General features: G+C 59.7%; 21 protein-coding genes and 2 pseudogenes. 11 read left to right on the top strand and 12 right to left on the bottom strand.

From position 1 onward, the window contains the following. From EXE52_RS00225 to EXE52_RS19080, 3 genes are all read right to left on the bottom strand, one after another. Positions 1–654, bottom strand: a complete 654-nt coding sequence (locus EXE52_RS00225; RefSeq protein WP_049929717.1) for a hypothetical protein — start codon at positions 652–654, stop codon at positions 1–3. Between the two features lie 160 nt (positions 655–814). After that, positions 815–1036: a hypothetical protein gene (locus EXE52_RS00220; RefSeq protein WP_199239125.1), complete on the bottom strand. Its 222-nt coding sequence runs from the start codon at positions 1034–1036 to the stop codon at positions 815–817. A gap of 719 nt (positions 1037–1755) precedes the next feature. Further along, positions 1756–2517: a hypothetical protein gene (locus EXE52_RS19080; protein ID WP_321167067.1), complete on the bottom strand. Its 762-nt coding sequence runs from the start codon at positions 2515–2517 to the stop codon at positions 1756–1758. 51 nt (positions 2518–2568) lie between these two features. Here EXE52_RS19080 and EXE52_RS19075 point away from each other — a divergent pair, with 51 nt between their 5' ends. Further along, positions 2569–3189, top strand: coding sequence for a hypothetical protein (locus EXE52_RS19075; RefSeq protein WP_308203698.1), 621 nt, complete (start codon positions 2569–2571; stop codon positions 3187–3189). 740 nt (positions 3190–3929) lie between these two features. Here EXE52_RS19075 and EXE52_RS00210 read toward each other — a convergent pair. Continuing rightward, complete coding sequence (locus tag EXE52_RS00210) at positions 3930–4409, bottom strand: hypothetical protein (protein ID WP_080508540.1); 480 nt, start codon at positions 4407–4409, stop codon at positions 3930–3932. Next, complete coding sequence (locus EXE52_RS00205) at positions 4406–4732, bottom strand: PadR family transcriptional regulator (RefSeq protein ID WP_137703384.1); 327 nt, start codon at positions 4730–4732, stop codon at positions 4406–4408. The genes EXE52_RS00210 and EXE52_RS00205 overlap by 4 nt, the downstream gene beginning before the upstream one ends. 403 nt (positions 4733–5135) lie before the next feature. Here EXE52_RS00205 and EXE52_RS18650 point away from each other — a divergent pair, with 403 nt between their 5' ends. Next, on the top strand, positions 5136–5426 hold the full coding sequence (locus tag EXE52_RS18650; protein ID WP_080508538.1) for a winged helix-turn-helix domain-containing protein: 291 nt from the start codon (positions 5136–5138) through the stop codon (positions 5424–5426). 144 nt (positions 5427–5570) lie between these two features. Here EXE52_RS18650 and EXE52_RS00195 read toward each other — a convergent pair whose 3' ends face one another. After that, the gene (locus EXE52_RS00195) at positions 5571–5918 is read right to left on the bottom strand and encodes a hypothetical protein (protein WP_080508537.1); all 348 of its coding nucleotides are present in this window, start codon (positions 5916–5918) and stop codon (positions 5571–5573) included. A 340-nt stretch (positions 5919–6258) separates the two neighbouring features. Between EXE52_RS00195 and EXE52_RS00190 the strand changes: the two are divergent. Beyond that, positions 6259–7311 (top strand): annotated as a pseudogene (locus tag EXE52_RS00190) (Fic family protein). A 35-nt stretch (positions 7312–7346) separates the two neighbouring features. Here EXE52_RS00190 and EXE52_RS00185 read toward each other — a convergent pair. After that, positions 7347–9575, bottom strand: coding sequence for a hypothetical protein (locus tag EXE52_RS00185; RefSeq protein ID WP_394347639.1), 2229 nt, complete (start codon positions 9573–9575; stop codon positions 7347–7349). On the opposite strand from EXE52_RS00185, the gene EXE52_RS18640 reads away from it, so the two are divergent. Further along, a complete protein-coding gene (locus tag EXE52_RS18640; protein WP_241988183.1) occupies positions 9471–9779 on the top strand; it encodes a hypothetical protein in 309 nt (102 codons plus the stop codon). The two genes, EXE52_RS00185 and EXE52_RS18640, sit on opposite strands and share 105 nt — an antisense overlap. A gap of 138 nt (positions 9780–9917) precedes the next feature. Here the strand turns inward: EXE52_RS18640 and EXE52_RS00180 are convergent, their stop codons facing one another. Beyond that, positions 9918–11792: a hypothetical protein gene (locus tag EXE52_RS00180; protein ID WP_199239123.1), complete on the bottom strand. Its 1875-nt coding sequence runs from the start codon at positions 11790–11792 to the stop codon at positions 9918–9920. Between the two features lie 879 nt (positions 11793–12671). Between EXE52_RS00180 and EXE52_RS00175 the strand changes: the two genes are divergently transcribed. Beyond that, positions 12672–13442: a hypothetical protein gene (locus EXE52_RS00175; protein WP_137703382.1), complete on the top strand. Its 771-nt coding sequence runs from the start codon at positions 12672–12674 to the stop codon at positions 13440–13442. 1512 nt (positions 13443–14954) lie between these two features. Further along, on the top strand, positions 14955–15638 hold the full coding sequence (locus tag EXE52_RS00170; RefSeq protein WP_137703381.1) for an HNH endonuclease: 684 nt from the start codon (positions 14955–14957) through the stop codon (positions 15636–15638). 3 nt (positions 15639–15641) lie between these two features. Here EXE52_RS00170 and EXE52_RS00165 read toward each other — a convergent pair whose 3' ends face one another. Further along, on the bottom strand, positions 15642–15911 hold the full coding sequence (locus tag EXE52_RS00165) for an AbrB/MazE/SpoVT family DNA-binding domain-containing protein (protein WP_049929712.1): 270 nt from the start codon (positions 15909–15911) through the stop codon (positions 15642–15644). A 43-nt stretch (positions 15912–15954) separates the two neighbouring features. On the opposite strand from EXE52_RS00165, the gene EXE52_RS00160 reads away from it, so the two are divergent. Continuing rightward, on the top strand, positions 15955–16185 hold the full coding sequence (locus EXE52_RS00160) for a hypothetical protein (protein ID WP_199239122.1): 231 nt from the start codon (positions 15955–15957) through the stop codon (positions 16183–16185). Positions 16186–16191: 6 nt separating this feature from the next. Here EXE52_RS00160 and EXE52_RS00155 read toward each other — a convergent pair. Further along, a pseudogene (locus EXE52_RS00155) lies at positions 16192–17192 on the bottom strand (IS630 family transposase). Positions 17193–17525: 333 nt separating this feature from the next. Between EXE52_RS00155 and EXE52_RS00150 the strand changes: the two are divergent. From EXE52_RS00150 to aglM, 3 genes are all read left to right on the top strand, one after another. Beyond that, positions 17526–18722 (top strand): orc1/cdc6 family replication initiation protein, encoded by a 1197-nt coding sequence (locus EXE52_RS00150; protein WP_049929711.1) that lies wholly within the window; start codon positions 17526–17528, stop codon positions 18720–18722. 940 nt (positions 18723–19662) lie between these two features. Then, positions 19663–20484, top strand: a complete 822-nt coding sequence (locus EXE52_RS00145) for an SWIM zinc finger domain-containing protein (protein WP_049929710.1) — start codon at positions 19663–19665, stop codon at positions 20482–20484. A gap of 151 nt (positions 20485–20635) precedes the next feature. After that, on the top strand, positions 20636–21946 hold the full coding sequence (aglM, locus tag EXE52_RS00140; RefSeq protein WP_137703380.1) for a UDP-glucose 6-dehydrogenase AglM: 1311 nt from the start codon (positions 20636–20638) through the stop codon (positions 21944–21946). Positions 21947–21965: 19 nt separating this feature from the next. Here aglM and glmS read toward each other — a convergent pair whose 3' ends face one another. Together glmS and EXE52_RS00130 are read right to left on the bottom strand one after the other, a co-directional pair. After that, positions 21966–23858 carry a glutamine--fructose-6-phosphate transaminase (isomerizing) gene (gene glmS, locus EXE52_RS00135; RefSeq protein ID WP_137703379.1) on the bottom strand — a complete coding sequence of 631 codons (1893 nt, stop codon included), beginning with the start codon at positions 23856–23858 and terminating at the stop codon, positions 21966–21968. Positions 23859–23860: 2 nt separating this feature from the next. Further along, positions 23861–25036 (bottom strand): sugar phosphate nucleotidyltransferase, encoded by a 1176-nt coding sequence (locus EXE52_RS00130; protein WP_086215936.1) that lies wholly within the window; start codon positions 25034–25036, stop codon positions 23861–23863. A gap of 92 nt (positions 25037–25128) precedes the next feature. On the opposite strand from EXE52_RS00130, the gene EXE52_RS00125 reads away from it, so the two are divergent. Next, positions 25129–25509: a response regulator transcription factor gene (locus tag EXE52_RS00125; protein ID WP_049929707.1), complete on the top strand. Its 381-nt coding sequence runs from the start codon at positions 25129–25131 to the stop codon at positions 25507–25509. The last annotated feature ends 159 nt before the right edge of the window (positions 25510–25668 follow it).

Here is a 25668-nt window from a genome sequence, read left to right as displayed (position 1 = left end):
TCATCCCTGTCGTACATATATAGCCGCCGCGTCGAGAGGTTCAGAATCTCCTGTTGGGCGCCGGACGGACGTCAATATCTGGGCACCGTCGGCCCAACGCCGATCGGAGATCGCAAGGTCGCTCACCTCGATATCGAGACTTAGAAGCGATCGACTAATCCACGACGGACCGATTGAGTTGCCAGTCAGGTTCGAATACCAGCGATTCAGGCCGTCGGACAGCTCGTCAATACTGAGTGACTCCCCCTCCGCGTGCTCGGTGAACACGGAGATGAACTGTGCGACGGCAGTCTCATATGCCTCTCTCTGTGAGCCGTCCGTCTCCAAGAGCTGGAGGTCGCGGATCGTGTCATCGTCTGCGTAGCAGATCCGCACCTCCGTGTTGATCGTGTCTGGATGAGCGACGACCGTCTCAGCGATCTCGACGGCCGCCGTGATATCGTTGAGGCAGGGTTCGATCCGCCACACCTCTGTCCTCTCAAGCAGACTCTCGATGTGATCGACTCCATCGTCTTCGAGCGCGGTCGTGGTAATTTCCGATCCGGTAACGTGCGATACGGTGTGCGGTTCTTTCGACATCTCCCGCATAGTCCGTGTGAGGGACTTCCGGGCCGCGTACTTTTCGACTGTCTCAGCTGTGTGCTTGCCGTTCATCGGCACTCGAAGGATCAGGCCATAAACACATGCGGGTTATGACGGATCGAACATCGCCGATCGGTCGACACATTCATAGATCCCCATGCTAAAAATACTGTTTCACGATACTGGTGAAAAAATGAATATCGACGGTTACACAACCCTTTAGGGACCATTTTCACCTAATCTCGTAGTCGTTGTCACGGGCGCCGACGTCCTCGCTGTTGCCCGTCCGATCGGGGAGGTAACACGGGCCGTAGCTTGCTCCAGAGAACACCGGCGCCTCGATGTCGAGGGAGCTTCGACGGTGCAACAGCAGCAGCCGATCACGCAACTCCCGGACGAACGGTTCTCGCCGCGCGCCGAGCGTTGTCTCGAGGTCGATCGCCGGGCCGCTCATTGCGGATCCTCGCTCGTCGTCGGCTGTGCGTTTGTCGTCGATGCGACTGTCGTCGAGGTGGGTGGGTTCGTCATTGGATGTTCGAGGGAGTGGTGAGCGATCTGTGCGACTCGCGACGGCTGGTCGGGGTGAACGCTCGCGACTGCCCATGGGTGCCAGTTTTGACCCGCCGGAAGCGACGTATGCCTTCGTGGCTGGAGCTCCGTCTGAACACCACGGACTTCCACAAGAGTAGCTGGCCGCCGAGACGGCACCAGCGGCGTCGAGGTGGAGCTGCCCCTGCCCTGTATGAACCCCTTGCTGGTGGAGCGTGAGTGACCGACCGGCGCTGGCGCCGCGTCGCCGGTGCTCCACCGGCGGTGGCCATCCACCTGGACGGCAACCACTCGACCGAGATTGCGGACGGCACTCAGACGGCGATCGTAGCTATTCGCCGAGATGCCGGCTCGCTCGATCAGGTCGGTCCGACCGAGCGGCCGGCCGGCGCGAAGCAGGGCGGCGTACAGGGTGGTGGCCGTCGGCGTGAGATCGGGCCGGAAGCGCGTGGGCGGGAGCGTGGCCGCCGCCCGTTCCACGTCGAGACACATCGGCGTCCGAGACTCGTTCAGCGCTCGCAGGAGGCTCGCTACAACGTCGTACGGACACGCTCTTGGGGTCGTGTCCGACAGGCCGAACGAGCGCAGACACACCCGAACTAGCCGCTGGCGCTCGCGGGCGGTCTACTGAACACTGTGGCTCATCGCAATTTCGTCGATCACCCGCCGGATGGCGGGGTAGGTCATCCCGTCGACGACCGGAATCTCGAGAGTCGGTGCGGCTTCGGTGCCATCGGCGATCGCCTCGCGGACCGTCGTGAGCTCTGTCGAGAGGGTGTCAGCGATCTCGTCGCGGAGCTCAGTGACCGTCGGACCGGTGAGCACCCACGACATCGTGAGATCCATCGTCGCGTTGCGATCGATTTCGGAGGGGAGCCGCCGGCACAGCTTTGCGGGCCGGTCTTCGAACAGCATCCGGTACCCAGAGTGGATCCCGTAGACGGACTGTTTGGGCGCCGTTTTGGCGAGGAACCCACAGAGGTCCGCACGCCGAGTCTCGTTGCGAGCGAGCGCGTCGGTGTCGGAGATCCTGATCGTCGTTGTGAGATCGATGCCGACCGCGTGGTACAGCTGCGTCGCCGAGGCGATGAGGCTGTGGAGATCTTCAAACAGTTCGCTGCGCGCGGCGGTGTCATCACTCCCTATGAGCGCGGCGACTCGTTCAAGGAGGCGGTCGCGAACGGTCGTGATCCGATCGCGCCACGCCCCGTAGGTGGTTTCCTCGTCGCTGTACCACCCGACTTGGTGGCCCCGGCGGAGGATGCGGTCGGTGGGATACTCGTGGGTGCCTTCATCGATCGCGTCGAATTCGTGGCCGAGTCGCGAGGGCGTCAGAATTGTCGAGAGTGCCTTCTCGCCCAGTAAGGTGCCCGCGAGACGTCCCAAAGTGGCGAGGGGCCCGCCCCACTAGAGGACGATGAGCGTCTCACCGTTTCTGTGACTGAGGTACGCGACACGGCCGTCGTCGAACGAGTGCGGCTGGTCGTCGACGAGCGTGAGCGCGTCGTCAGTGGCGACGGTGGCGAATCGCTCGTGAAGCCGGTGGTCGCAGGTGCGCTCCGGGCCGGTGAGCTACTGGACGTAGTCAGCGTCCGCGTCTGGGTCGCCGGTCGTCGCCAGCCACTCGTCGCTACTGGGAGTCACTTCTGGTCCCCTCCGGTGGGACGACACTGTACTTGTGAGTTCGTGAGGGGTTACAGTAAGACCCCCATCGAGTCGAGGCTGATTCGGGTGAACGAGGGCAGAGTCGCCGTCGAGGCACTCTTGGACGGCCAAGTGGCCCAGATCGGTGAGCCGGACGGTGTTGTGCTGGCCGCGACTGTCGACACTCGCAAGGCCGCGCGCTTCGAGGTCGAGGACGTACCGGCTGACGGTGCCGTGAGCGATATCGATCGCGTCGTCGTGAGCGAGGTCGCGATAGGCTCGACCGTTGGCGCGCTTGAGATTGCTGAGGAGGCGTCGTTTTCCCGGCTCGCTATCGAGATCACAGATCGCCTCCCAAACCGTATCGACCGTGGTCTCGGTGGGAGTACACTGCGTGGAACGCCTACCCTGTAGGGACCGATCCCGGCGCTCAGTAAGACCGAGGTGAATCCCGGTCCACTCAGGATACCGCTTGGCGAGGTGTCGTCGCACGGCGGGCGAGGCGACGAGTCTCACATTGAATCCGTCGGCGAGCACGGTGATCGCCGCGACTGCGCGGACGCCCGTGCGTCGACCCGTGAGCGTGGTCCACGCCTCGCCGTCCAACAAGAGTGTGAGGACGCGAGGCTGGTCGGCGAGTTCGCGGTGTACTGCGACCGGTCCCTTCGCGAGTGCGCCGAGACCGGCATTGACTGGGCCACGGCCCGTCCCGATGGTGGTGACGGTGTCAGCCAGCTCGTCATGTCGGTGGCGGTGATGCGATGAGCATTCCTTGACGGGGTCATCCTCATAGGTGAGCGCGAGTGCCGTGACCGCGCGGGTGTACGCGACGCCTTCGGCGACATCATCGGTCCACGGCTGGTCGAGATCCTGCCACGCTGGGCAGTTTTCCGAGAGGATTTGTGTACTTGCGCGTCACGGATCTGTGTCGGTAGCGGAGGTACGGATCGTCCGTTCGGTGTGCGGGTGGAGCTCACTGAGTAGCTGTGGAACCCACTCGGTCAGCCGCGGCGAGACCGCTGAACAGACGGGTCCCTCGGTGGAACGCTCCGTCTCATGGCTAATGAGCCGGATCCCCCGCTCACGACCCGCAGGCTGGCGTGGTCCCACGAGCGATCACCGACGAATGTGCTGGTGGGCGACAGCGGCCAGGATCATTCCGATCCTCCACGTGGCGTACCACCATCAGAGCGGGCGTGCTCGCGAACGGCAGTAAGCAACGGCGTTGGCTCCTGCTGTGGTGGGTGGATTGGGGTGCGGGGTGTTGGAGCGGCCGACTGGACGTGCGGCTCCGAGCTCCTTGCCGGACTCCTGACGACAACGGTTGGATCGAGGAGGATGTACGTCGTCGACTGGGTACGCACGTCAGCACAGGTTCCGATGTGACCTATGAGAACCTCCTCGCGAACCCCGCGGGTGAAGACGGTCGGATGTTCGTGACCGTCGCCTCCGCACATGACGTAGCCGATTTCGTACGCGGGGTCACCTGCCGCTCGGTAGGCGTAGGCGGTGACGTCGGCACCCTCCTGAAGCGGTTGCCCGCACACTTGGCAGATCAGGTTGTCGGTATCGAGTGAGATGCGTGCGAGTTGCTGGCGATCTGCGACTGTCCTGTCGGCGGTGGGCCGCGTCATTCGTCCTCCCTCTCCGTGGTGGAAAGATTGCCAGCCTGCCACGCTTGCCGGGCAGACAGTGCGCGTCGAGCCGACTCGGTGAGCCGGTACGTGGTGGTGTCGTAGGTCTGTTTGGCAATGAGGTCGCGTTCTCTGAGAGCCTCAAGTGTGTCACAGCAGTGGGTTCGATCGATACCGTCGGTGTAGTAGTCGGCGAGTGCTTGCCGGAGTGGAGGGAGTTCACTCGGGCCAGTCTGTGAGAGTAGCCAGAGCAGGTCGCGGTGGGTGGCTGAGAGACCGGCGAGTGGATGTGCGGTGTCGCTTTCGGCGTGGGAGTTAGGCATCGTCCCCCTCCACGGTCTCTTCGTCGACACTGCGTGTTTCAGCGCATGTCGTACAGAGTGGGCCATCGACGACAACGTCGTACCCATCAGCGGTGTTTGTACAACGGCGACAGGTGGTGCTGTTGCTGTTCGATCCGTCAGTCGTCTCGCAGGGCTTAAGCCCCGCAGTTGCCAGCGTTAGCATGGTTCTGTGTTACTGCACAGAACCCGTCCCGGCCGGGTGTTGGAGCACCGCGGTCGGGGTTTCTACACTTTCTCACGAGCCGAAGATTCGTCACTTGGGTTCCGTGATTAATCACATACGCTCTTGTCTTATTAATATGACGGCGACAATTCTAGTAGCCACCAATACTCAAGAGTGCGATCCGACCGTAATATAGACCTTGGAACAACAGAAAGACCTATGAGATATGCGGGTAGTTGGATGACTGCGGCAGATGACCGTATTCTAGAGTATCTATCTGAGCATAAATCTGGGTCACCCACCAAGATGAAGCGAGAAGGTCCAATCCGATATTCACGTCAACAAGTGGATCGGAGATGTAAGAAATTAGCTGAAGAGGGATTAGTCGATCATCTTGGAAATGGGGTCTATGTGATCACTGAAGACGGCGAGGCGTATCTCGAAGGTCGTTTGGACACTGAAGATTGGCGGTATCTCGACGAAGAGACGGGAGATCACGACACGGCCTGAACGGGAAGCTGAATGTACTGATCACGGTGGCTGACCAAACTACCGTGTTCGAAACCAGTACGACTGCGGTGACTCAAAAATGCCTCGTGCGATCTCCACTCTCGGGCTCTAGATCTGGGTCTTTTCGCTGAGGAACCGAATATACTACAGTATCGATTCCACTTGGTCCTCCCACCCTCCTTCACTATAGATATCATCATCGGGTGTATATTCAAACAGACGTACCACAGCATCAATTGATTTGAGTCTGCGTTTGAGTTCAGGTCCTTGATCTGGATCGACGTAGTAGGTCTCCGCAGAGTGGCAGATGAGTTGGTGTTCGAGTAAGTACTCCATCGTTTCGGAAATTTCTCGTTCACTAACAGTCGTCTGCTCGACGATCTCAGGTGGAGTAAAGCGCTCACCGCTGTATCGGACGAGAAAGCTGAGGACTGTATACTCGTCCGTATCAGGAAGGACCGGGAATGGGGTGTGATCATTAGATTCGCTCATACATGTTGGGTTTTATAGTACAGATCCGTGAATCCTAGCATGGTACTTTGATCGCTCAGGAGTATCGTTAGACTGCGATTCCACGACTACTGGAAGCGGATACGATCGGACCCTGTGACCTGTACGGGCTAGCGGAGCGACGGCCCGTTACACTTAGTGTCAGATATGGCACCCACTATTCAAACTAGTTTATAAATAGTATGATTAAGACACGTCACACAAAATCTAATTCAAAATGAGAACGCAATATTTGCTTTCGGAGGCACCGGGACACTACCGGGAGTCACATCCTCGTCCCTACTACATTCCAGAGAAGTTGTCCGTCTAATCCCCAATCGAGATCGATGACGAGTTCACAGCGACGATATCGGACGCGACGTTTCCGCTCGGTCGCATTGATGGAGTCAGTCCAACAACCGATTTCTCGTCGGTGTTGTACACGTCGCTTCTCAGCCTCGAGGCTCTCGAAACTGCCGAAATTGAAGGCGCAGATGTCGATATGGATGAGGTGTACGCGTATCACACACGAGGCAAGTCCGGCGACACCGAGAATGTAAGTCGTGACTTACAACAAGCACTCAACGCTGAACAAGCTCTCAGAGACGGGGCTGATGCGATCAAAAGCGGAGTGTCGATCTCGGTAGCACTACTCAAATCCCTCCATGAAACACTTCTCAAAGGGGTCCGGAATGAAGGTGAAATTGTCGGAGAGTGGCGAGATAGCGACGTTCACATTCCGTCACCACACCGAAGTCAGTCGCCGTTTGTCCCGCCGCCAGCAAGTACCGTCACAGAGTTAATGGACTTACTGGAGGCGTACATTCAGATAGGGGGCGAGTATCACCCGTTAGTTGACCTGGCGATCACTCATTACCATTTCGAGACAATTCACCCCTGTTCAGATGTCAATGGGCGCCTTGGACGCATCTTGATCGTGTTACAACTCCTCGAGGCCAGCTATCTGTCCGATCTGTATCTCTATCCGAGTGCCTATTTCAATCGGAACAAGCAGGAGTACGTTGTAAAGATGCGGGCGGTCAGCGAAGAGGGCAACTGGCGTGACTGGATTACGTTCTTTATTGACGGCATTGAAGATCAAGCCCGCAATTCCTACGAGCGGACGTTCGAGCTGATCGAACTTCGCCGAGAGTACGAAACATAATATTCGGCTCAAAAGACGAGTCACAAACTCGTGTGAAATCTATTCGAGCTTCCCTACTTCACTGCGAACGATATTACGGAGCGATTTAATGTGAGCCGACAGACAGCCTACAACTCGATCGAAGAAGTCGAAACAGAGGGCTTGATTATCGAGGTAACTGGCCAACAGCGCAACCGGGAGTACAAAGCAGTCGACATCTTCGATATCCTAGAGCGCGCCCCACACCGTTGACTGGGTTTCCGGAGGGTTCCGGAAACGGTGTGGTTCTACTCGGCGTCCTCGATAAAGGACAGATCCGGTGACTCGAGCCCCTCAGAGAACCGGAACGTCCGACCGACGAGGGTCTTGTTGTGATCGTCCTCGTCGTCAACCTCGAAGTAGGCGCGGAGTGCGCGCCCGAACCAGGTCTCATTCGGCTCCTTCAGATCGGTCTGTTCGGTGTACCAGGCTTTGAACCGCCGGCGAAGCGTGGGAATTGGGATCTCGGCGCCTTCGTCTTCGATCGTGAATAACTCGACGAATGCTTTCGCAGCATCTTCGTACCGAATTGACGCGTTTTGCTGTGGTTGCTCCCACAGCGGGGGCTTCTCGAAGATCGTGAAGCCGTTCTCCGACTGGAACTCGACGGTCGTGTTCGCGAGGTACTCGAACTGCGTCGGAATAAGCGGCTTCCAGACGAACGTGTAGCCGCTTGTGGCGGCGTCTTTTGTCCGTCGCCGGCGAAGTTCCTCGCCGGAGGCCGACTCCAGTACCCAGTCGCTGCCGTCTTTTTTCACGCGGGGCGTGTGGAACTCGTACGACTCAACCGGCTGTTCCGCGTCGCCTTCTGCGAGGATGGATCCGTCTTTGCCAACCAACTGGACAGTATCCGTTGGTAGTACCCGCCACGTTGATTCGGAGAGATCGCGGGGCAAGAGATACCAGCACGCTTCAGTCGAGACATCTTTCTGTTGGTTGTACATGATTGTCCCTCTCTCGTCAGTGTCTTTGAATGCCATACTGACAGGACCATCTTTGGCGGTGGGCGGATCCGACCACAGTTTGCCTTGCGCCTCAGACTGGGATTCGGTGATGACGTGAACAGGATGATCGTGATAGACGCCCCGTGCGAGATTCGTGAGCAGCGCTGCCGGCTTCGAGTCGTTTTCGACTTCGATCTCATGAAAGAGAATCTCGCCGTCTTTTTTGCTCACAATATCAGGCCGAGACTCGCCGCTCAGATATTGTGACTCGGTTGGATCGGGATCTGAGAGGTCAACCTCGATAACGTCCTGATCCACGGCTATAATCTTGTGACCGTGCCGAAGGAGAAACTTGATCCGCTCGATGACCAACTCTTTGTGCCTGTCTGACTCTTCGTCAGAGCTGTCAGACAGTGTTGTCGAATCACCGGGATGATCCGTGCCGTAGGACTGACGCGTACCGGGTGCATGGCTCCCGAGTTGCTCCGTCGAGAAGTCTGGTTCATCGATGGTCGTGAGTCGGCCAAACGAACTCGCCTCGAAATACGTGGGGAGGGCGGCGAAGAAGTGTTTCAGTTCGGATTTCTCAATTGGGATCCGGCCGTAGGCCCCGAAGAGTTCTTCGTAGCGATCGTCGTTATGGACGCGCCCACCAAGCATCGCGCGGAACTCGGGGTCGCCCGCAGCAAGTGCTTCGATCGATCCATCGCGGAGGCTCATCTCATCGAGCTGTTCGAGTTGCGACGGGTGTGTGGTCTGCTTGTTCGCGTATCGCTTGTGTTTCTCGATTGGGAGCCCCCAGTTATCTGTGGACGGCCCCGGCACGTAATCGGAGATTCGGTAGTCGTTGTCCGCCTCAACATGCCGCGTGAGGTCGTCTTCGGTGACGATCCCGTGGCCGGTTCCAAACGGCGCGAGTCGTGAGGTAATGAGATAATCGTGCGGCGCCGAACTCCCGGCCGGCCCCAGCAGACTCTGGTGTAGATACGAAATCCGTTCGTCGTTGAGGTCGTGAACGAGGTCAGCCGTCGCGGACTTTCGAGAGACCTCTGGCGACGTGATCGAGAGATTTGCCGGTTGGAGCAGCCGACTTGTGGGAACCGGCATCTTCCCGATGGGGCCGAGATCGACGGTACAGATCTCAGTGCCGAGTTTATCACCGTAGTGATCGTCGACGATCGCTTTGATGCGCTCAGCCCGCGTGTCTCGGTCTCCGTCTCGCCCGTCTGAGACGGGTTGGTCGGGCTCTCCGTCCGACGATCCCGTAGTGTCACCCTCACTGTCGGCATCGTCTTCACCGTTGCCACCGTCGGTTGCGGCTGAGAGCGTCGTTTGCGTGTCCGTGGTACTCACATCAGCGTCATCGGTAGTGTCTGATTCCGATTCCTCCGGATTCTTAAGTCGGGAGTCTGCTCTGCCCTGGCTACTGTGGCCGATCAGGAAATACTCCTGCTGGGCTTTCCCGGGCCACGTCAACAACTCAAGCAGGTCGATCCCGTACTCGTCAAGAATATCTTCGGCGACATCGTCCAACGGCAGCAGGCCATCGAGGCGCCGCTCGTCGGTATCGTCGGCAATCCCAGGGAAGATCAGTCGAACGGCATCAAGCCGATACGCCCGAAGATTCCCGTTTTTATCAACATACAGTCGGCTGCTGGGGTTTCGTTGCATTATCTGATGGTGGATTCCTGCGTCGGTATCACGACGGCAAGCACAGATAGGCACAGCAACGCCTGATAGCTGTGCCGCCGATCGGGGACGATACGTCGTGCTACTGATGTCCGCAGAGCGTGGAGCCCCCCCAGCCGTGATAGGCTGTGGTGACTCCCGCTTAGCAGATCGATCAATTCGAGTTCAGTGTTGTTCATGAAGTGGTTAGTTTGTGTTCGGGTGGTCAGCTGCGACGATTGTGTCGTCAGCGTGGCCGTGTGCGAGTGCGAGCGGGAGCGAGTCAGCCGGGGTCCACCACGAATGGCGGGTCAATGCCCCGGCGTCGGTGATCTCGCTGCGCCCCCGGAGCTGATCTATCTGATCAGCAACGCGCAATCGCGACGGTGGTGATCGGGTCGAATGTCCGTCATACCAACGCCGGAACTGCTCGACGAACCGCGGTGCGGTGCTGGTGTCAGCGGACGGTTGCGTCGATGTCCGTCGCGTGTAAGTCTCGATGAACTCCACGAGTCCGCGCTTGTAATGTTCTGGGCGGCGCTGGTGATCCGACCCCTCGAACTGGCCGAATGGGACGGGCGGTTCACGGAGAGAACTGCCATCCCGGGCGGCGACCGTGACATCCGTACAGAACAGCGGTCGGACTGGCATGATCGGACGCGGCACGCCCAAATACTCGGCATGGAGAGCCTCGGCAGAGGCGAACCGTTTTCGAACGTCTCCCTCGGGAGTCATGACGTACAGCGAGCCGTCGCGCTTGCGCACCCGCGGCGCCTCGAAGGCGTACGAGGCGATCGGCTCCGTCACCGGCCCCGACGCGAGACACCGATCCGCTTGATAGACCGCTCGGCGGCCAGTATCGGAGACGGTCCAGTAGACGGGGTCCGACTCCCGGGGAGCAACGACGACATCACCTTGTACTGTCTGGATGTCCATCGGGACGGTGTACAGCTGCGCGGTATCGCCCTGACGGCGAAGATAAGGGACTGTCAGCACGTCTCTGGCCCACTCGGCAGTCTGCTCTGAGGGCGTGATCACGAGGAGATGTGCGTCTGATCGGCGCGCCCGATTCGCCGCCATAATGAGTCCCCCAGCAGACGTGAGGATATTCTCCGTCGGGTCGGCCTCCGGGTCGGCGACCACGACAGGTCCCTCCGGGTCATGCGGATGTCCCCGAAAGTGCGGGTCACCACGTGAGCGGTCAGCGACCGACTCGTGAGTAATACCGCTCTCCGAGAGCCACCCGTCGACAAAGTCGGGAATCGAGTTCCCGTCTTGGACGCCAAGCAACGTCATGAGCCGTTGTGGACCGGCGAGGACTGACTCGTTGTCCGTCCCAGCGGCGTCAGAATGGACCGTGTCGCGGATGAACCGCGGCGCGAACCGTGACGGTGCTACCGGCCAGTCGCAGGATTCGTAGTGCGGCGTGACGTCAACAAGCGCCGCCAACCCCGGCTCCGAGAGGGTCATCGTCGGCGCAACCCCCAGCGATGTATACGGTTCCGCTCCCGCCGTCCCCGCCAGCAACGACGCGAACTCGTGGGTGCTGGTCCGGAGCTCTAAGGCCGTCACCGCCGCGTCCGATGCGGGCGTGAGTCCGTCGCTCGCCGCCAGCCCTGGTGTCCGAGTATGACCGGACTCAATGCTGGTCTCCCACCTGTCGGTCGCCAGACACCGACTAGAGGTGATCTCCGACGGCGTTTCGCGATCGATCGGACAGGGCGTCGGCGACGCCAGCGACGACGCCAGCCCGTACCGACCGAGGGGGCGGCACGGGACCCCGAGTTCGGCGACGCGAGCCGTCACCTGATACTGATCGGTTCCTGCGAGACGGACGAGCAGCTGACAGAGCGTCGGGACGTTGCGATTGTGGTTACGGGTGAGAATCGTCCGCAGTAGCGAATCGAGCGTTGCCGCATCAGGTGCCCCCTCGCGAACGACGAGCCGACTTGTCGGGACCGCGGCCAGCCCGACCGTATCGAGAACGAGCGTTCCCGTTTCGATGCCGTACCAGTCCGGGAACTCCTCGGTACAGATCGCCGCTAACGCCTCGCTCGGCTCTTGTGTCGACGGCGTCGACACGGGACCTATCCACCCCGTATTATGCATCTCTGTTCCGCTCCCGTGGAGCACGACAGTGGGAACCTCGACGCCGGTCAGCCCGAGCAGCTCGATCGACGGATACCCTGTTTCTCCGAGTCCGCGTGTCAGGACCCGGGATAGTGCCAGAGCAAGCGACGTAGAGATCCGGTATGAGGGATCGTCGACACCGCTTTCGCAAGCGTGAACTGCGCCATGTCGCGCGATCGCTGGCGTCTGTGCGTCCGGCGGATCAGCCGCGTTTGGAACGCGTTTGAACATCTGTACAGTGTATCCGTGCTCGGTTAGCGGTGCCCGAGGCGTCCGTCGGTGATGGTGTCGATCCTTCTCGCGAGCGCGGCGTTCTGGTCGTTGCCGATCGTGTTCCCCGGTGCTGCCAGTTGGGTCATCCTCGCCGCAGCCAGCCGGCGTGGGGGGAAAGCGACAGTGTAATTGGTCATGTATATCGGAGTGTCGGTGCGTTAGAGTCTGCCGACGCAGTCAGTTGTGAGCTCTCGGTTCGTCCGTTGGTGTGGCAGTTGCCCTCTCGTGTGACTAGAGAGAGTGACGGGAGGAAGATAATCCGCGCCGACCGATCGACGAGTCTCTATTAGTCGATGTATTTATATTGATAGAGGACACTAACCACTCATTAGTTTAGTGAGCAAAGAGAACCGATACGTCAATATTCAGAAGGAGAAAACGACAACATCCGATTTTCTCGGAGAACTATCTAGTGATAGAAATAATCTTCTGTGAAATATGGAGAGTCTGTTCTCAAGACGATCGAGATCAAAACCCGCAGCACACATATGCGGGCTAGTCACACGTCTATCATTTTCAGAAAAAGATTCAAAACGACGCACTGCGGTACAGAAACTAATGACTACAGACACTATCAATATTGATCGAGCACTCGATCAGGATCTGGGCGATCACTTACCAGACTGGGTCTTCGATGAAATTGACCAGAGCGAGACACACGCCCTCAAGGATATCTTTCCGAGCCTAGCAGGCATCCGTACGGAAGGACAACGCCACCACTGTTTCTATCCAATAACCGCCTTCCATTTAGTCCAACTGCGGACGGGTGCGACAGATCAACGGTGGTTTCGGCTCCAGACCCTCATTGATCAACACAAAAAGTTCCAGCTCAACCATACAAAAAAACCAGGGAGAGACACCTACAGGACGACATTCAAGAATTTGGTTGCGGTTGGGATTCTCGAACAGGTCGAAGACGGCTCAGATAAGAAATTGGGGCTCCCAGCGGAACGGGACGTCGCCCCAGCCTTTGATCGAACACACCCTGACGACATCCGAGATCAGATCACGATGGACGATCCGAGCCCAAGAGACGACGTCAAGACGACAGTCTGGCCCCTCCCTGAGACCGCTGATCGACCAGCAGTGATTCCCGCGCAACTCGCGGGTGGTCGGCTTTCGAATCCTTGGGGCGCTGGGATGAGCTTCAGCACCGCCGGTGTGGCACTGACAGCCCTATCCGTTGGACTGATCACGATCGCTGACGGAACTGTGACACTCCCCGTCGCCGGTGTCCTCTGGGCGATGTTCTCGATCGGAATCGCTGCCGCGTTTGTCGAGATTCTCGATCAGCTGAAGGCAGGATATCAATATTCTGAGTCGTGTTGATATTGCCGTCATCGAATCGTCGTCTTGTGGATCGACTATTGGCTTAGACAGCGCTTGGTGACAACTGCGACGACAGCGAGGGTCCAGACAGCAGAAACATATTCTCTTTCGGAGACGATCAGCTGGACATACTACTGTGAGGCCTCCATATACTAGGGTGAATCTACGACAGAGTAGGGTGTACACGCGTCACCCTACAGAACACTAAACCGCAAGACGACAGCGAGTCATCCTAGCTGGAACCGATTGGATATAAGAATAACAATGACCAACCAGCCAAAGGAATCCACCTGCTGTCGCACTATATATCTGAGATGTGATATCAAAACCAAAAAGGGACAACCAACACAACCAATGGTAGATGCTGGCGGGCGCCAACGCAGATCCGATTCGGGTTTCACCCGCGCTCTTCAGGAAAGTTCTGAGTCTCGATCCCGTATCTATAAAATCTGAGTATTTCGCTGATCTAAACCGCAGTTGTTGGTGCACCCACCCCCTAGTGAACGGATAGCCGATGTCGGTAATCGGAGGGGAGATCGAGGGTCGTCGCAGTATCTCAACACGCAGCAAAAAAAGTAACACCACGGTGGTTCTCAGATCGGTGTGAATGCCCTTCGCAAGCCAGGATTGGTGAACACGCCGCCACCATCATCGATGCGTCTGTGTCATGCGTCCAATCGGTCTCTCTGAGTCAGGACCGCTTTGGGAGCACGGGGATTCGATTACCCAGTCCGTTCGTGAGAGCGGGGGCCCGTCAGGTGGGATGTCTATCCTTGCGTCGCAGTACAGTCGTGGGGTCGTTTCTACGGGTGTCGATCCCGTCAGCCTGTACGGACGCCGTCGCCGACGCTAGTGGGAGGGTTTTCTAGATGGCGGTGTCTGGGTGCGTTCGATCTGTTTCTTTTTCCCTCCGTGGTGGCCCGCTGGCTTGGTGGCTTTCTCACACTCAGTTCCGGTAAGGGGGTTGTTATTCTTATATTCAATCGGTCACAGATAGTGTGTGAACCACCCCGTCATGGGATTTAGCGTGGAATGGTACTCACCCTTCTCACACTAAGTATAAGCTTAACACATACTAGAAGTACCGCTGGAGTACCCTAATTTGAGTGGTATTTTTCGACTATCTGTGAGTATAGTACAGTGAGTGTTCTCTTCTGATCGGCCAAAAAGAAAGAGACGAACTCGATGGACTGTACTTCCACCTAGAGCTGGAGGTATCAGCCTGATCTCTATATATAGGTGGATATCCCGTATTTCGAGATCGGTCCAGCCGATCTGTTTGTATCCCTCGGTGAAAGTGAGAGGGCGAAAGAAAGGGGAAGCAAAGCCTCCCGTTCGCCCCCTCAGTGTAATGAGTTGGAACACCCAACGAGTCACGCCTCAAATTGACAGCGAGTGCTCCGTATCTCGTTTGTCGATTTCGGGCGTGCTATGGACACCTGAATCGACATCAACCAACGCGACCGGTACCGTGTGGGGCTCACATCTGAACGGCTCACCAGCTCGATCACGATGACAGACGAATTCCGACAAGCAGTGTATGATGCATGGGGCCGTGAGTGTTTGATCTGCGGGCGGTCGCCGGAAGGCTGGCTCCAAGCGGCTGTCGGCGGGGGACAACAGGACAAACTCTCGTTACACCATCTCAACGGCGACGATACAGATGATCGAGTCGCGAACGCCATCCCGCTGTGTCAGAGTTGTCATGTCCATATCCACCGGGTAGACGAGCCGCCGTACCGGCAGTGGCACCGCCAGCTCCCAATCTCGGATCGGCATGCGTGGAACGCCCACCGGAAAGAATACGCCGAGACGCCACAGCTGACAGCAAAAGAAGCTGCGTGGCGTTACGGAGACGACGACGGCACCCCCCGGAGTACGTCGTATCTCCGATACGAACGAGACGTCACTGACTCCAATGACGAGTTCAACGCGGACGCAATCTGGAGTGACGGCGGCCACCGTGAACAGCCAGCAGATATCCAGGAAGCCACCATCGAGTACACACTCGAAGACTCCGGACGCTACCGAATACGGTTCGTTGAACGTCACGACGGCCCGGGGTGGTGGCGTGTCGTCGATAAATGGACCGATAGTGCCTGGCACCCCGTCGACCGTAAACCGATCGCTGATGTCGACGTCATCCTCGAGTACGGCGCTAACGATGGCAAGCGATCGAACCGAACAGTAGGATAGTCATCAGTTGGTCTCCGAGAAGACGGGATCGTCCTCGTGACCTGCGAGGTCATGGGTTTCAGACCCACCGCCCTCCATCGAGACTGGATCGAAGTCGTCGAACGAGCCGTACCACTGCTTGACGATCTCCACAGAGAGGTTCCCTTTTTCATCAACGTTCCACCGGAGTTTGTCGCCGGGCTCGATGTCAAGACGTCGACGGAGGTCCGCCGGGATCGTGACCATACCCCGATCGCTGACCTTGGTTTCCTCGGGAGTTCCTTCAGTCGCCATACGCAGCAGTCCAAGCTCACACACAATACATGTTGCGCCGCATGTGGACGTTTGGAGAACGGTCAGACCTCGCACCCATGCAAGCAGTCGTCCTCGCCGCGAGCAAGAGTACGCGCCTCCAGCCCTCACGGAAGACAAGCCGAAGGCGCTCGTCGAAGGTATCGGAACGTCCCTGATAGAGGATGTCTTCGAGAGCCTGATCGACTCGGAAGCCACCGAACTCACCGTCGTCGGCTACGAGGTCGAGCAGAGTATGGAACTTACAAGGCTATAGTAGTTGCTAGAAATAATTACTCACTTTTGGAATCGAGAGTTGATCAAGAGCACTGTCGATTGCTGTTGTAAGTTCGTCGAGTGAGTCGAAAAAGCGGTTGCTGAGAGCTGCTTGGAGCTGTCTCCAGCATTCCTCGACAGGATTCAGTTCCGGCGAATATGATGGGAGCGTCACAAAGGCGAGGTCGTCACGGGCCACGAGGTCCGTGACGGCCGATGCCTGAAAATACGGTGCTCCATCGAGAACGACAATCAAATCATCTTCAAATTCTTTACATAGTGCTAAAATGAAATGTTTTGCGTGATCAGCGGTAATGTACTCTGTAAATCGAGAGAAGAAGCGATCACCGTTTTCGGTGATCGCGCCCAGCAGACACGTCCAGTCCCGTTGACCAGATAATTCGACAGAAGGCCGCGTGCCGCGCGGAAACCACGCGGCACGCGGCTCAACTTGGACAGATTTCTTGGTTTGATCAATACAGACTACTGTGGCGTCCATTTCGCGCCGCTTTTTTTAATCTCGTCGTAAAACTCATCTTGCTCGTCTTCGTCGGATTCAGACGCTGAACGGCGTGGTTTTTGATAACTCAATCCCGCTTCTTTCAATAACCGCCGGCAGCTTGGGATTGAGTAGTCGACGCCGTACGTTTCTTCAAGATATTCTTGTGCGAGCGCCGGCGTCCACGCCGGCGCGTCAACGCCGATCTCTTCGGGTGATTCGTGGACTGTTTGTTCAAACTCTTATTGCTGTTTTTCTGAGAGTTTTCGTTTCCGACCAGATCGGTGAGCATCTGTAACAGCTTGTTCAAGCGGTTCGTCGGTATCGAGTCGGTTGAGCCAGTTATAGATCGTTTTTCGCTCTGTGTCGTACCACTCGGCAAGTTCGGTTTGCGTGACGCCGTTTTTGTACGCGATCGCAGCTAACAGCCGTTGAGTCGGCTTGTTTCCATCAACATTGTCAAGCGCCTCTTGGAGTTCTTCGACGGAGATCTCGTTGAGGTGATCCATTACAGGCAACATATATCTCTGAGTAAAAAGTTCTACCGACTACTATAAAACCCCGCCTTCAGGGCGGAGAAGATGCCAATTCGTCTGTTTCCGTGTTAGTAACCGAGGGTCGGGGCATGTCGGGCAGACACCCCTCATTTCGTCTGTTCTCGCAGTAGGGCGATGGGGTGCATCACTGGTGGCGATCAACCTCACCCCTCATTTCGTCTGTTCTGTATCACGGAGTTCGGGTACTGATCCTCCCTCCGGCTGTATCGAGAAAACAGACGAAACACAGTAAACAGACAAACGTCACTCTTAAGTTAGTAAGTAGTGTTACTCAGAATATCAACAATGTCTGAAGATCTCTTCACGGAGATGACTGAAACCCTTTTTGAGGACAAATCTATTCTCTCGGAGGAGTATCGTCCGGACGTTATCGTCGAACGAGACGATGAAATTGACGCGTATCGATCGGCACTCAAAGACGTGCTTTTCGGCCGAAATCCCGCAAACGTGTTCATTTATGGGAAAACCGGTGTCGGGAAGACGGCGGTCACGGAGTACATGATGAGCGCCCTCCAGACGGAAGTAAAGCGGCGGGATGAAGCCGAGGAACTCCACGTTCATTTCCGGAACTGTAACGACGACAGCGTGTACAGAACGGTTCGATCGCTTATAAATAGTCTCCGTGGAGATGCCGGAGAGAAATTTCCGGAAACCGGCCTCTCGACGTCGCACGCCCTCGAAACGTTGTACGAGGAAATGGAGTCGCGTGGTGGCACGTTTCTATTCATTCTGGACGAGATCGACCACCTTTCTGATCCTGATTCGTTACTGTACGAACTCCCTCGTGCACGAGCGAATGACCACCTCAACGCGGCGCGAGTCGGCGTGATCGGGATCAGCAATAATTACACGTTTCGCTCGTCACTGAGTCCCAAAGTCAAAGACACGCTGATGGAGAAGGAACTGGCCTTTTCGCCGTACGACGCAGATGAACTCCAGTCGATCCTCACCGCTAGAGCTGAGAAGGCACTTGTTGATGGAGCATGTGAAGACTCCGCTATTAGGCTCGCAGCCGCGAAGGCCGCGAAAGATACCGGAAGCGCACGGCAGGCGATTGACCTCCTCCGCGAGGGCGGCGATGTCGCTGAAGAACAGGGAGCGACGGCGATCACCGACGACCATATCGAGGTGGCTGCGGCGCGTGTCCAGCGAGGCCGTGTCCAAGACAAGCTGCGCGACCAGACCATGCACGGGCAGCTCATCTTAGAGTCGCTCGCACGGATCGAAGTGAACGAGGATATTCCTGCACGGTCAAAAGAGATTCAGGCGGCGTACGAACGCGTCGCACGAAACTGGGATCACGATCCGCTGACTACATTAAAAAGTATCCAGAACCATCTCGCGGATCTCACGATGCTCGGGTTTCTCGAACGAACCGAACAGAACGAAGGACGCGCAGGTGGTGTTCACTACCGATACGAACTCGCGTTAGATCCCGACATTATCTTGGAGACGCGCGAGTCGATTGAGAATCAGCCGTAGCTGTTTAAACCGAAGAACAGACGAAACGAGGGGTGTGATTCGAATGAGACAGAGCCACCACTCATTGTAGAGAACAGAACAGACGAAACGAGGGGTGTGATTCGAATGAGACAGAGCCACCACTCATTGTAGAGAACAGAACAGACGAAATGAGGGGTGTTCGAGACCTCGAGATCACTATCGACCGGCGGTAGAGTGTTGTAGTCTTTAAAAGTAAAGTACTCTCCCCGTCCCCACAATAGAGAGTACGTTTCGTCTGTCTGTGACAGCGATAGCGGGATGACAGCAAAAAGCTACTCACAAAGACAGACGAAACGTACTCTCTCACTCTTGGGTGACACGCTGTCAAAAGCCGAGAGACACTTCACCTTTGTAAGTGAAGTTAGTTCTTCAGGTCCACTCGTCCCAGTTTCACTTGTAAAACTGGGTGTATCTAGCTTGTTCTTCCCATGCTGGCCGACTTCGATCGAATCATACTAGTTCTATACCGGAGAACAGACGAAACGAGGGGTGTCCGAGAGCCATAGTATCGCTGCCAAGCAGACTTACCCACAACAAAGATGGTGTTTGGTACTGCGGGTACCAAGCCGATCTCGATCCGGAGATTGCCCTCGAAAAACGCCATGAAGCTGACACGGCTCTCTCTGTGACACTCGGCAAAGACAAACGAAATGGACTCTTTCAGTCCCAGCTGCCACGCGCCAAAACGTAGTCGTAGTCCAGTCGATCACCCGCATGTTCTCGAGACGCTCGAAGTGATCGATGTTCGCCGTCAGAACCGATCCATACTGTGCGCGGGCGGTCGCACCGATTTACACGCCGTGTAGGCCATCGAGTCGCTGCCCGCTGTCCTGAAGATCCGCAACGACGCTGATCCTGACGGGTTCTAGCGATCCAAGCGCAAATTTTTCGAGGTGGCGACGGAATATTCCTTGCGACCATGGGCGTGACCGAGGATGCGATTCGGGAAATCTGTACGGATGCGGTCTTCGAGCGCGGTGAGAACTACCTCACCGAGGGTCGTATCCGCGAGATCCACCGCGTCGACACTACCGTAACCGCCGTCGTGAGCGGGAGCCGCCAGTACGACGTTCGCGTCGATTTCGCGGCCGACGGATTCGACCCGTGGTGCAATTGTCCGTACGACGGACCGGGAGCATGTAAGCACGTCGTCGCCGTATTGCTCTGCTGTCTCAACGACCTTCCGGCCGACGAGGGAGACCGTCTCGACGCCGCGCTCGACGCTGCTGACCCCGACGCCTTGCGAGAGTTCTTTCGCGAGGCGTTGGCGACCGACGCCGCCCTCCGCGAGCAGTTTTTCGCCAGCTTCGGGGAGTCCTCGACGCGGTCGGTCGACGAGCTGCGCGCTGCCATCGATCGGCGGTTCGAGGAGACGAACCCCGAGTACTACGTCGTCTTCGAGCCGATCGACTTCTCGGAGTGGTTCGATCTCGCGGACGAGTACCGTAAGCAGGGCCGTGACGCGTCGGCGGCTGCGGTCTACCGGGCGCTCGTCGAGTCGCTTGACGACAACATGGAGCGTGTCGACGGCGCGTACGACCACTTCTCGCGGGCGTTCACGCGAGCGCTCGATGGGTACGTCGACTGCGCGGCGGCCGCAGACCGAGAGGCCGACGGAGCCACGGACGCCGTCGCCTTCCTCGAGGAACGGATAGAGTCGGGGACGCCGTATCTCGCTGACCAGTTCGAGCGGGCGACGGCTGACCTGAAAGAGGAACTGGTAGATGGATCGGACGGGTGAGACCCGGTACCAGCCGCGTGATCGGGTGACCGCTCGAGGGGATCGTCGTTCGTAAGCGTTTCTACGAATACGGTACGGTCGCCCGACTAACCGTACGGCCGCTCCCCCGATCACACGTTTCTTATCGGTGATTCCCGAAGGGACGGCAAAGATGCGCATCTCCATCGTCGGCAGCGGCTACGTCGGGACGACCGTCGCGGCGTGTTTCGCGGACCTCGGCCACGACGTGATCAACATCGACATCGACGAGACGGTCGTCGAGACGATCAACGCCGGCGAGGCCCCGATCCACGAGGAAGGCCTCTCGGAACTCATCGTCGAACACGCCGGGCCTGAGGGCACCGGTCGCCTCCGCGCGACCACCGACTACGACGCCGTGGTCGACACCAAGGTGACGTTCCTCTGTCTCCCGACCCCGCAGAATGACGACGGCAGTATCGACCTGTCGATCATGGAAGCGGGAGCCAGCCAACTTGGCGAGACGCTCGCCGACGCGGCTGACTGGCACACCGTCGTCGTGAAGAGCACAGTCGTTCCCGGCTCAACCCCGGACACGATCACGCCGATCCTGGAGGTAGAAAGCGGCAAGACCGCCGGCGAGGACTTCGGCGTCGGGATGAATCCGGAGTTCCTGCGCGAAGGCACGGCTGTCCATGACTTCCTCAATCCGGACAAGGTCGTCCTCGGCGCGGACGATGACCGCGCGCTCGAGGACATGCGATCGGTGTTCGACCCGCTCGTCGAGGCGGCTGACGCGCCGGTCGTCGAGACCGATACGCGGACCGCCGAAATGATCAAATACGCTAACAATAGTTTCCTCGCGGCAAAGGTGAGTCTCATCAACGACATCGGGAACATCTGTAAAGAGCTGGGTGTCGACGCGTACGAGGTGGCCGACGCGATCGGTTTGGATGACCGGATCAGCGAGCAGTTCCTTCAGAGCGGCGTGGGGTTTGGGGGGAGTTGTTTTCCAAAAGACGTTCGCGCAATAATCTCGGCTGCGGAGGGGACGGGCTACGATCCGGCAGTCCTCAATGCGGCTATCGATGTTAACAATCGACAGCCGGAACGGTTAGTTGCCCTGCTTGCGGACCATCTCGACGGGGAGTTCGAGGGCGCACAGATTGCCGTCCTCGGCCTCGCGTTCAAGCCCGGCACCGACGACATGCGGAACTCACGCGCGATTCCGGTGATCCGCGATCTTCAGGCGCGCGGCGCGACGGTCACCGCCTACGATCCGGTCGCGGCCGACAACGCTCCCGACTACGTCGACGACGTGACCTACGCCGACTCGGCCGCGGCGGCGCTTGAGGGCGCCGACGGCGCAGTCATCGTCACGGACTGGGACGAGTTCGCCGCGCTCGACGAGGAGTTCGACGCGATGGCGACCCCGATCGTCGTCGACGGGCGGCGGATTATCGAGCGCCGCGACGGGATTATCTATGAAGGGCTGACCTGGTAAGAGCCGGAATGCTGTTCGACTACTCCACCGTCACGCTCTTCGCGAGGTTGCGCGGCTTGTCGATCGACCGACCCTTGTCGTTGGCCACGTGGTACGCGAACAGCTGGAGGTAGACGTTCGCGACGAGCGGCTCGACGAGCCCCACGTCCGGAACCGGCAGCGAGACGTCCAGCGTGGCGTACTCCTCGCCAGCGGACACACACCCGATCGCGGGCGCGCCGCGCGTCTGCGCCTCGGTCACGTTGTTCATCGTCTCGTCGGCGCGCGCGCCGTCGGTCAGGACGGCCAGCACAGGCGTGTCGGGCGTCACCAGCGCGAGTGGGCCGTGTTTGAGCTCGCCGGCGGCGAACCCCTCTGCGTGGTCGTAGGAGATCTCCTTGAGTTTCAGCGCGCCCTCCAGGGCGACGGGCACACCGAGCTGCCGCCCGACGAAGAAGAACGCCCCGCTGTCGCCGTACTCGGTCGCGGCCTCGCGCACCGCGTCCTCGTTGTCAAGCACCTGCTGGACCGCGCCGGGGAGGTCGCGGAGCCCCTCCAGCACGGGCCGCGCGTCGGCGGCGGCCAAGGCCCCGCGCTCGCGGCCGATCGCCACCGCGAGCATCGTCAGCGTCGCCACCTGCGAGGCGAACGTCTTCGTCGCCGCGACGCCGATCTCCGGGCCGGCGCGGATGAACGCGGTATCGTCGACCTCGCGTGTGACGGTACTGCCGAGGGTGTTCGTCACGGCGAACGTCCGCGCGCCGGCGGCGTTCGCGCGCCGGACCGCGCCGAGCGTGTCCGCGGTCTCACCGCTCTGTGTCACCGCGACCACGAGCGTCCGGTCCGGACTGCGCCCGGCGCCGAACTCGTACTCGCTGGCGATTTCGACGGTCGCGCGCACCCCCGAGAGCTCCTCGAACAGCCGCGCGGCGTACCGCCCGGCGTAGTTTGAGGTGCCGCAGGCAACGATCTGGATCTCTTCGAGGTCCGCGAGGAAGCCCGGCGGGAAGGAGACGTCCAGATCGACGCCGCCGCCGTCGACGTCGAGCCGGCCCGCGATGGTCTGCCGGAGCGCCTCCGGCTGCTCGTGAATCTCCTTACGCATGTAGTGCTCGTAGCCGCCCTTCTCGGCGGCGTCGGCCTCCCAGGTGACCGTCTCGGTGCCGCGGTCGACGGACTCGCCGTCGGCGTATATTTCGACGCCGTCGGCCGACAGCGCCGCCACGTCGCCGTCCTCGAGATACGTCACGTCGCGAGTGTGCTCCAAGAAGGCCGTCACGTCACTGGCGACGAACGTCGCGTCGTCGTCGCGACCTAACACGAGCGGGCTCCCGCGGCGCGCGACGACGATTTCGTCTTCCCCTTCGCGGACCGCGCAGATCGCGTAGCTTCCCTCTAAGCGGTCCTCGACGGCGCGGACTGCGTTGAGGAGGTCGCCCTCGCCGCGCTGCGCAGCGAGTTCCTCCTCGATCAGGTGGGGGATGACCTCGGTGTCGGTGTCGCTCGTGAACTCGTGGTCAGCCAGTTCGGCTTTGAGCGCCTCGTGGTTCTCAACGATCCCATTGTGGACGACCGCGACATCACCCGTACAGTCCGTGTGCGGGTGGGCGTTGGCGTCCGTCGGCGGGCCGTGTGTGCTCCAGCGCGTGTGGCCGACGCCGAGCGTCGCGTCGGGCACGTTGGGGACGGTGAGGTTGTCGACCTCGCCCGACCGCTTCGCGACGGTGAGCCCGCTCGCCTCGCCGACGAGCGCGACCCCCGCCGAGTCGTAGCCGCGGTACTCTAGATTGCGGAGCCCCTCGTGGACGATGTCGCCCACGCGGGCGAACCCGCCCCCGTCGCCCGCGGCGTCGCCGGTCGCCCCGTCGTTCGCGGCCGACTCTCCGTCGTCCAGCGCGATACCGTCGCCGATGTAGCCGGTGATTCCACACATCGTTATCCCCTCCGAACGACCGCGCCCGACTCGATCCGCCCGTCGATCACGACCCCCGCGTCGGCGGTGACGTCGTCGCCGACGACCGCGCCGTCGGCGAGCGTCGCGCCGCTCCCGACGGTGGCGTTGTCGCCGACCACGCCGCCGAGCTCAACGCCGCGGTGGACGGCGTCGCCCACGACGACCGTCGCCGGGCCGCCGGCGACCGTCGCGTTCGGACCGATCCGGGCGTTGCCGGCGACGATCGCGTCCCTGACCACCGCCCCGGCGCCGATCACGGCGTCGGGGAAGATCACGGCGTTCTCCACGACCGCGCCCGCCTCGACGGTCGCGTTACTGCCGACCGCGGTGCTGCCGCCGATCGTCACGTTCGGGCCCACGCGGACGTTGCCCGCGAGCGCTGCGTCGTCGGCGACGGTCACCGAGTCGCCGAAGGTGGGACCGTCGGCGTCCGACGCCCCGGAATCGCCGATCAGTGCCGCGTTCACGGTCAGGAGGTCCCACAGGTTCGACACGTCGAGCCAGCGGCCGTCGTACCGGACGGCGGACAGCGTTTCGGTCGCGGCGAGGTCGTCGAGCGTCGCCGTGATCGCCAGCTCGCCGGCCACGTGCGTCTCGCGGATCGCGTCGAAGACGGCCGGGGAGAAGGCGTAGACGCCGGCGTTGATCTGGTTCGTCTCGACGGCCCCCTCCGGCTTCTCGTCGATGTCAGTCACGCGGTCGCCGTCGAGCGTCACCACGCCGTACTGGCGCGGGTTCGCGGCGGTCGTGACGGCCATCGCGGGGAGGTCGTCGTCGATCGCCCGGTCGCGGACCTGCGAGACGACGGCGGGGTCGACGATCCGATCGCCGTTGAGCACGACGAACGGGCCGTCGACGACCGGCTCGGCCTGTAACACGGCGTGGCCGGTTCCCAGCTGGGTCGACTGCTCGACGTACTCGATCGTCACCCCCCAGTCGTCGCCGTCGCCGAAGTGGTTCCGGATGCGCTCCTGCTCGTAGCCGACGACGAGGACGATCCGGTCGATCGCCGTCGCCGTGATCGCCTCGACCACGTGTTCGAGCAGGGGCCGGTTCGCCACCGGCACCATCGGCTTCGGCCGCCGGTTCGTCAGCGGCGTCAGGCGCCGTCCCTCGCCCGCGGCGAGGATCACCGCGGTCACGGATTCGCTTCCCATACGGGAACGGTCCGTCCGCCGCGATTTAAATCGTTCGCGGGACCGAGCGTCGGTGCCGAAAAGTAAAGTGGCCAACCGAACGTATTTCTGACGTGGCTAAATCGGCCGTCATCGCGGACGACGACGAGACGATCCGGTCGATCCTCCAGTACAAACTGTCGAACGCGGGGTACGACCTAACGGTGTGTCTCGACGGCGAGGAGTGCCGGCAGGCGTTAGACGAGGCCGACGCCGCCCCCGACGTGGTCGTCCTCGACGTGATGATGCCGCGGATGAAGGGTACTCAGCTGCTGCGGACGATCCGGCGCGGCGAGCTCGCGGTCGACCCCGAGGTCCCCGTCGTGATGCTCACCTCGCGCGGCCAAGAGGCCGACGTGTTGAAGGGGCTCGACTCCGGCGCCGACGAGTATCTCACGAAGCCGTTCAGCCCGAACGAACTGCTGGCCCGGATAGACCGACTGGTCGAGGCGTAACCGTGCCGCTCGCGGCCCCGACTACGGCGACGTCCGTGTACGGTCCGCTCGCGGGTCCTCAGTCGGGGACGCTCTCGCTCGCCGTCGTCGTGCTCGGCTCGCTGCTGTTCGCGGCCGCGGTCCTCACGCTCGGGTACTCGCTTCTCGCGGCCCGGCGAC

Source organism: Halorubrum sp. CGM4_25_10-8A (assembly GCF_005435025.1).
GTDB classification, from domain to species: Archaea; Halobacteriota; Halobacteria; order Halobacteriales; family Haloferacaceae; genus Halorubrum; species Halorubrum ezzemoulense.
Note: the sequence above shows the minus strand (reverse complement) of the source record. Positions and strands in the feature narration are given on the sequence as shown.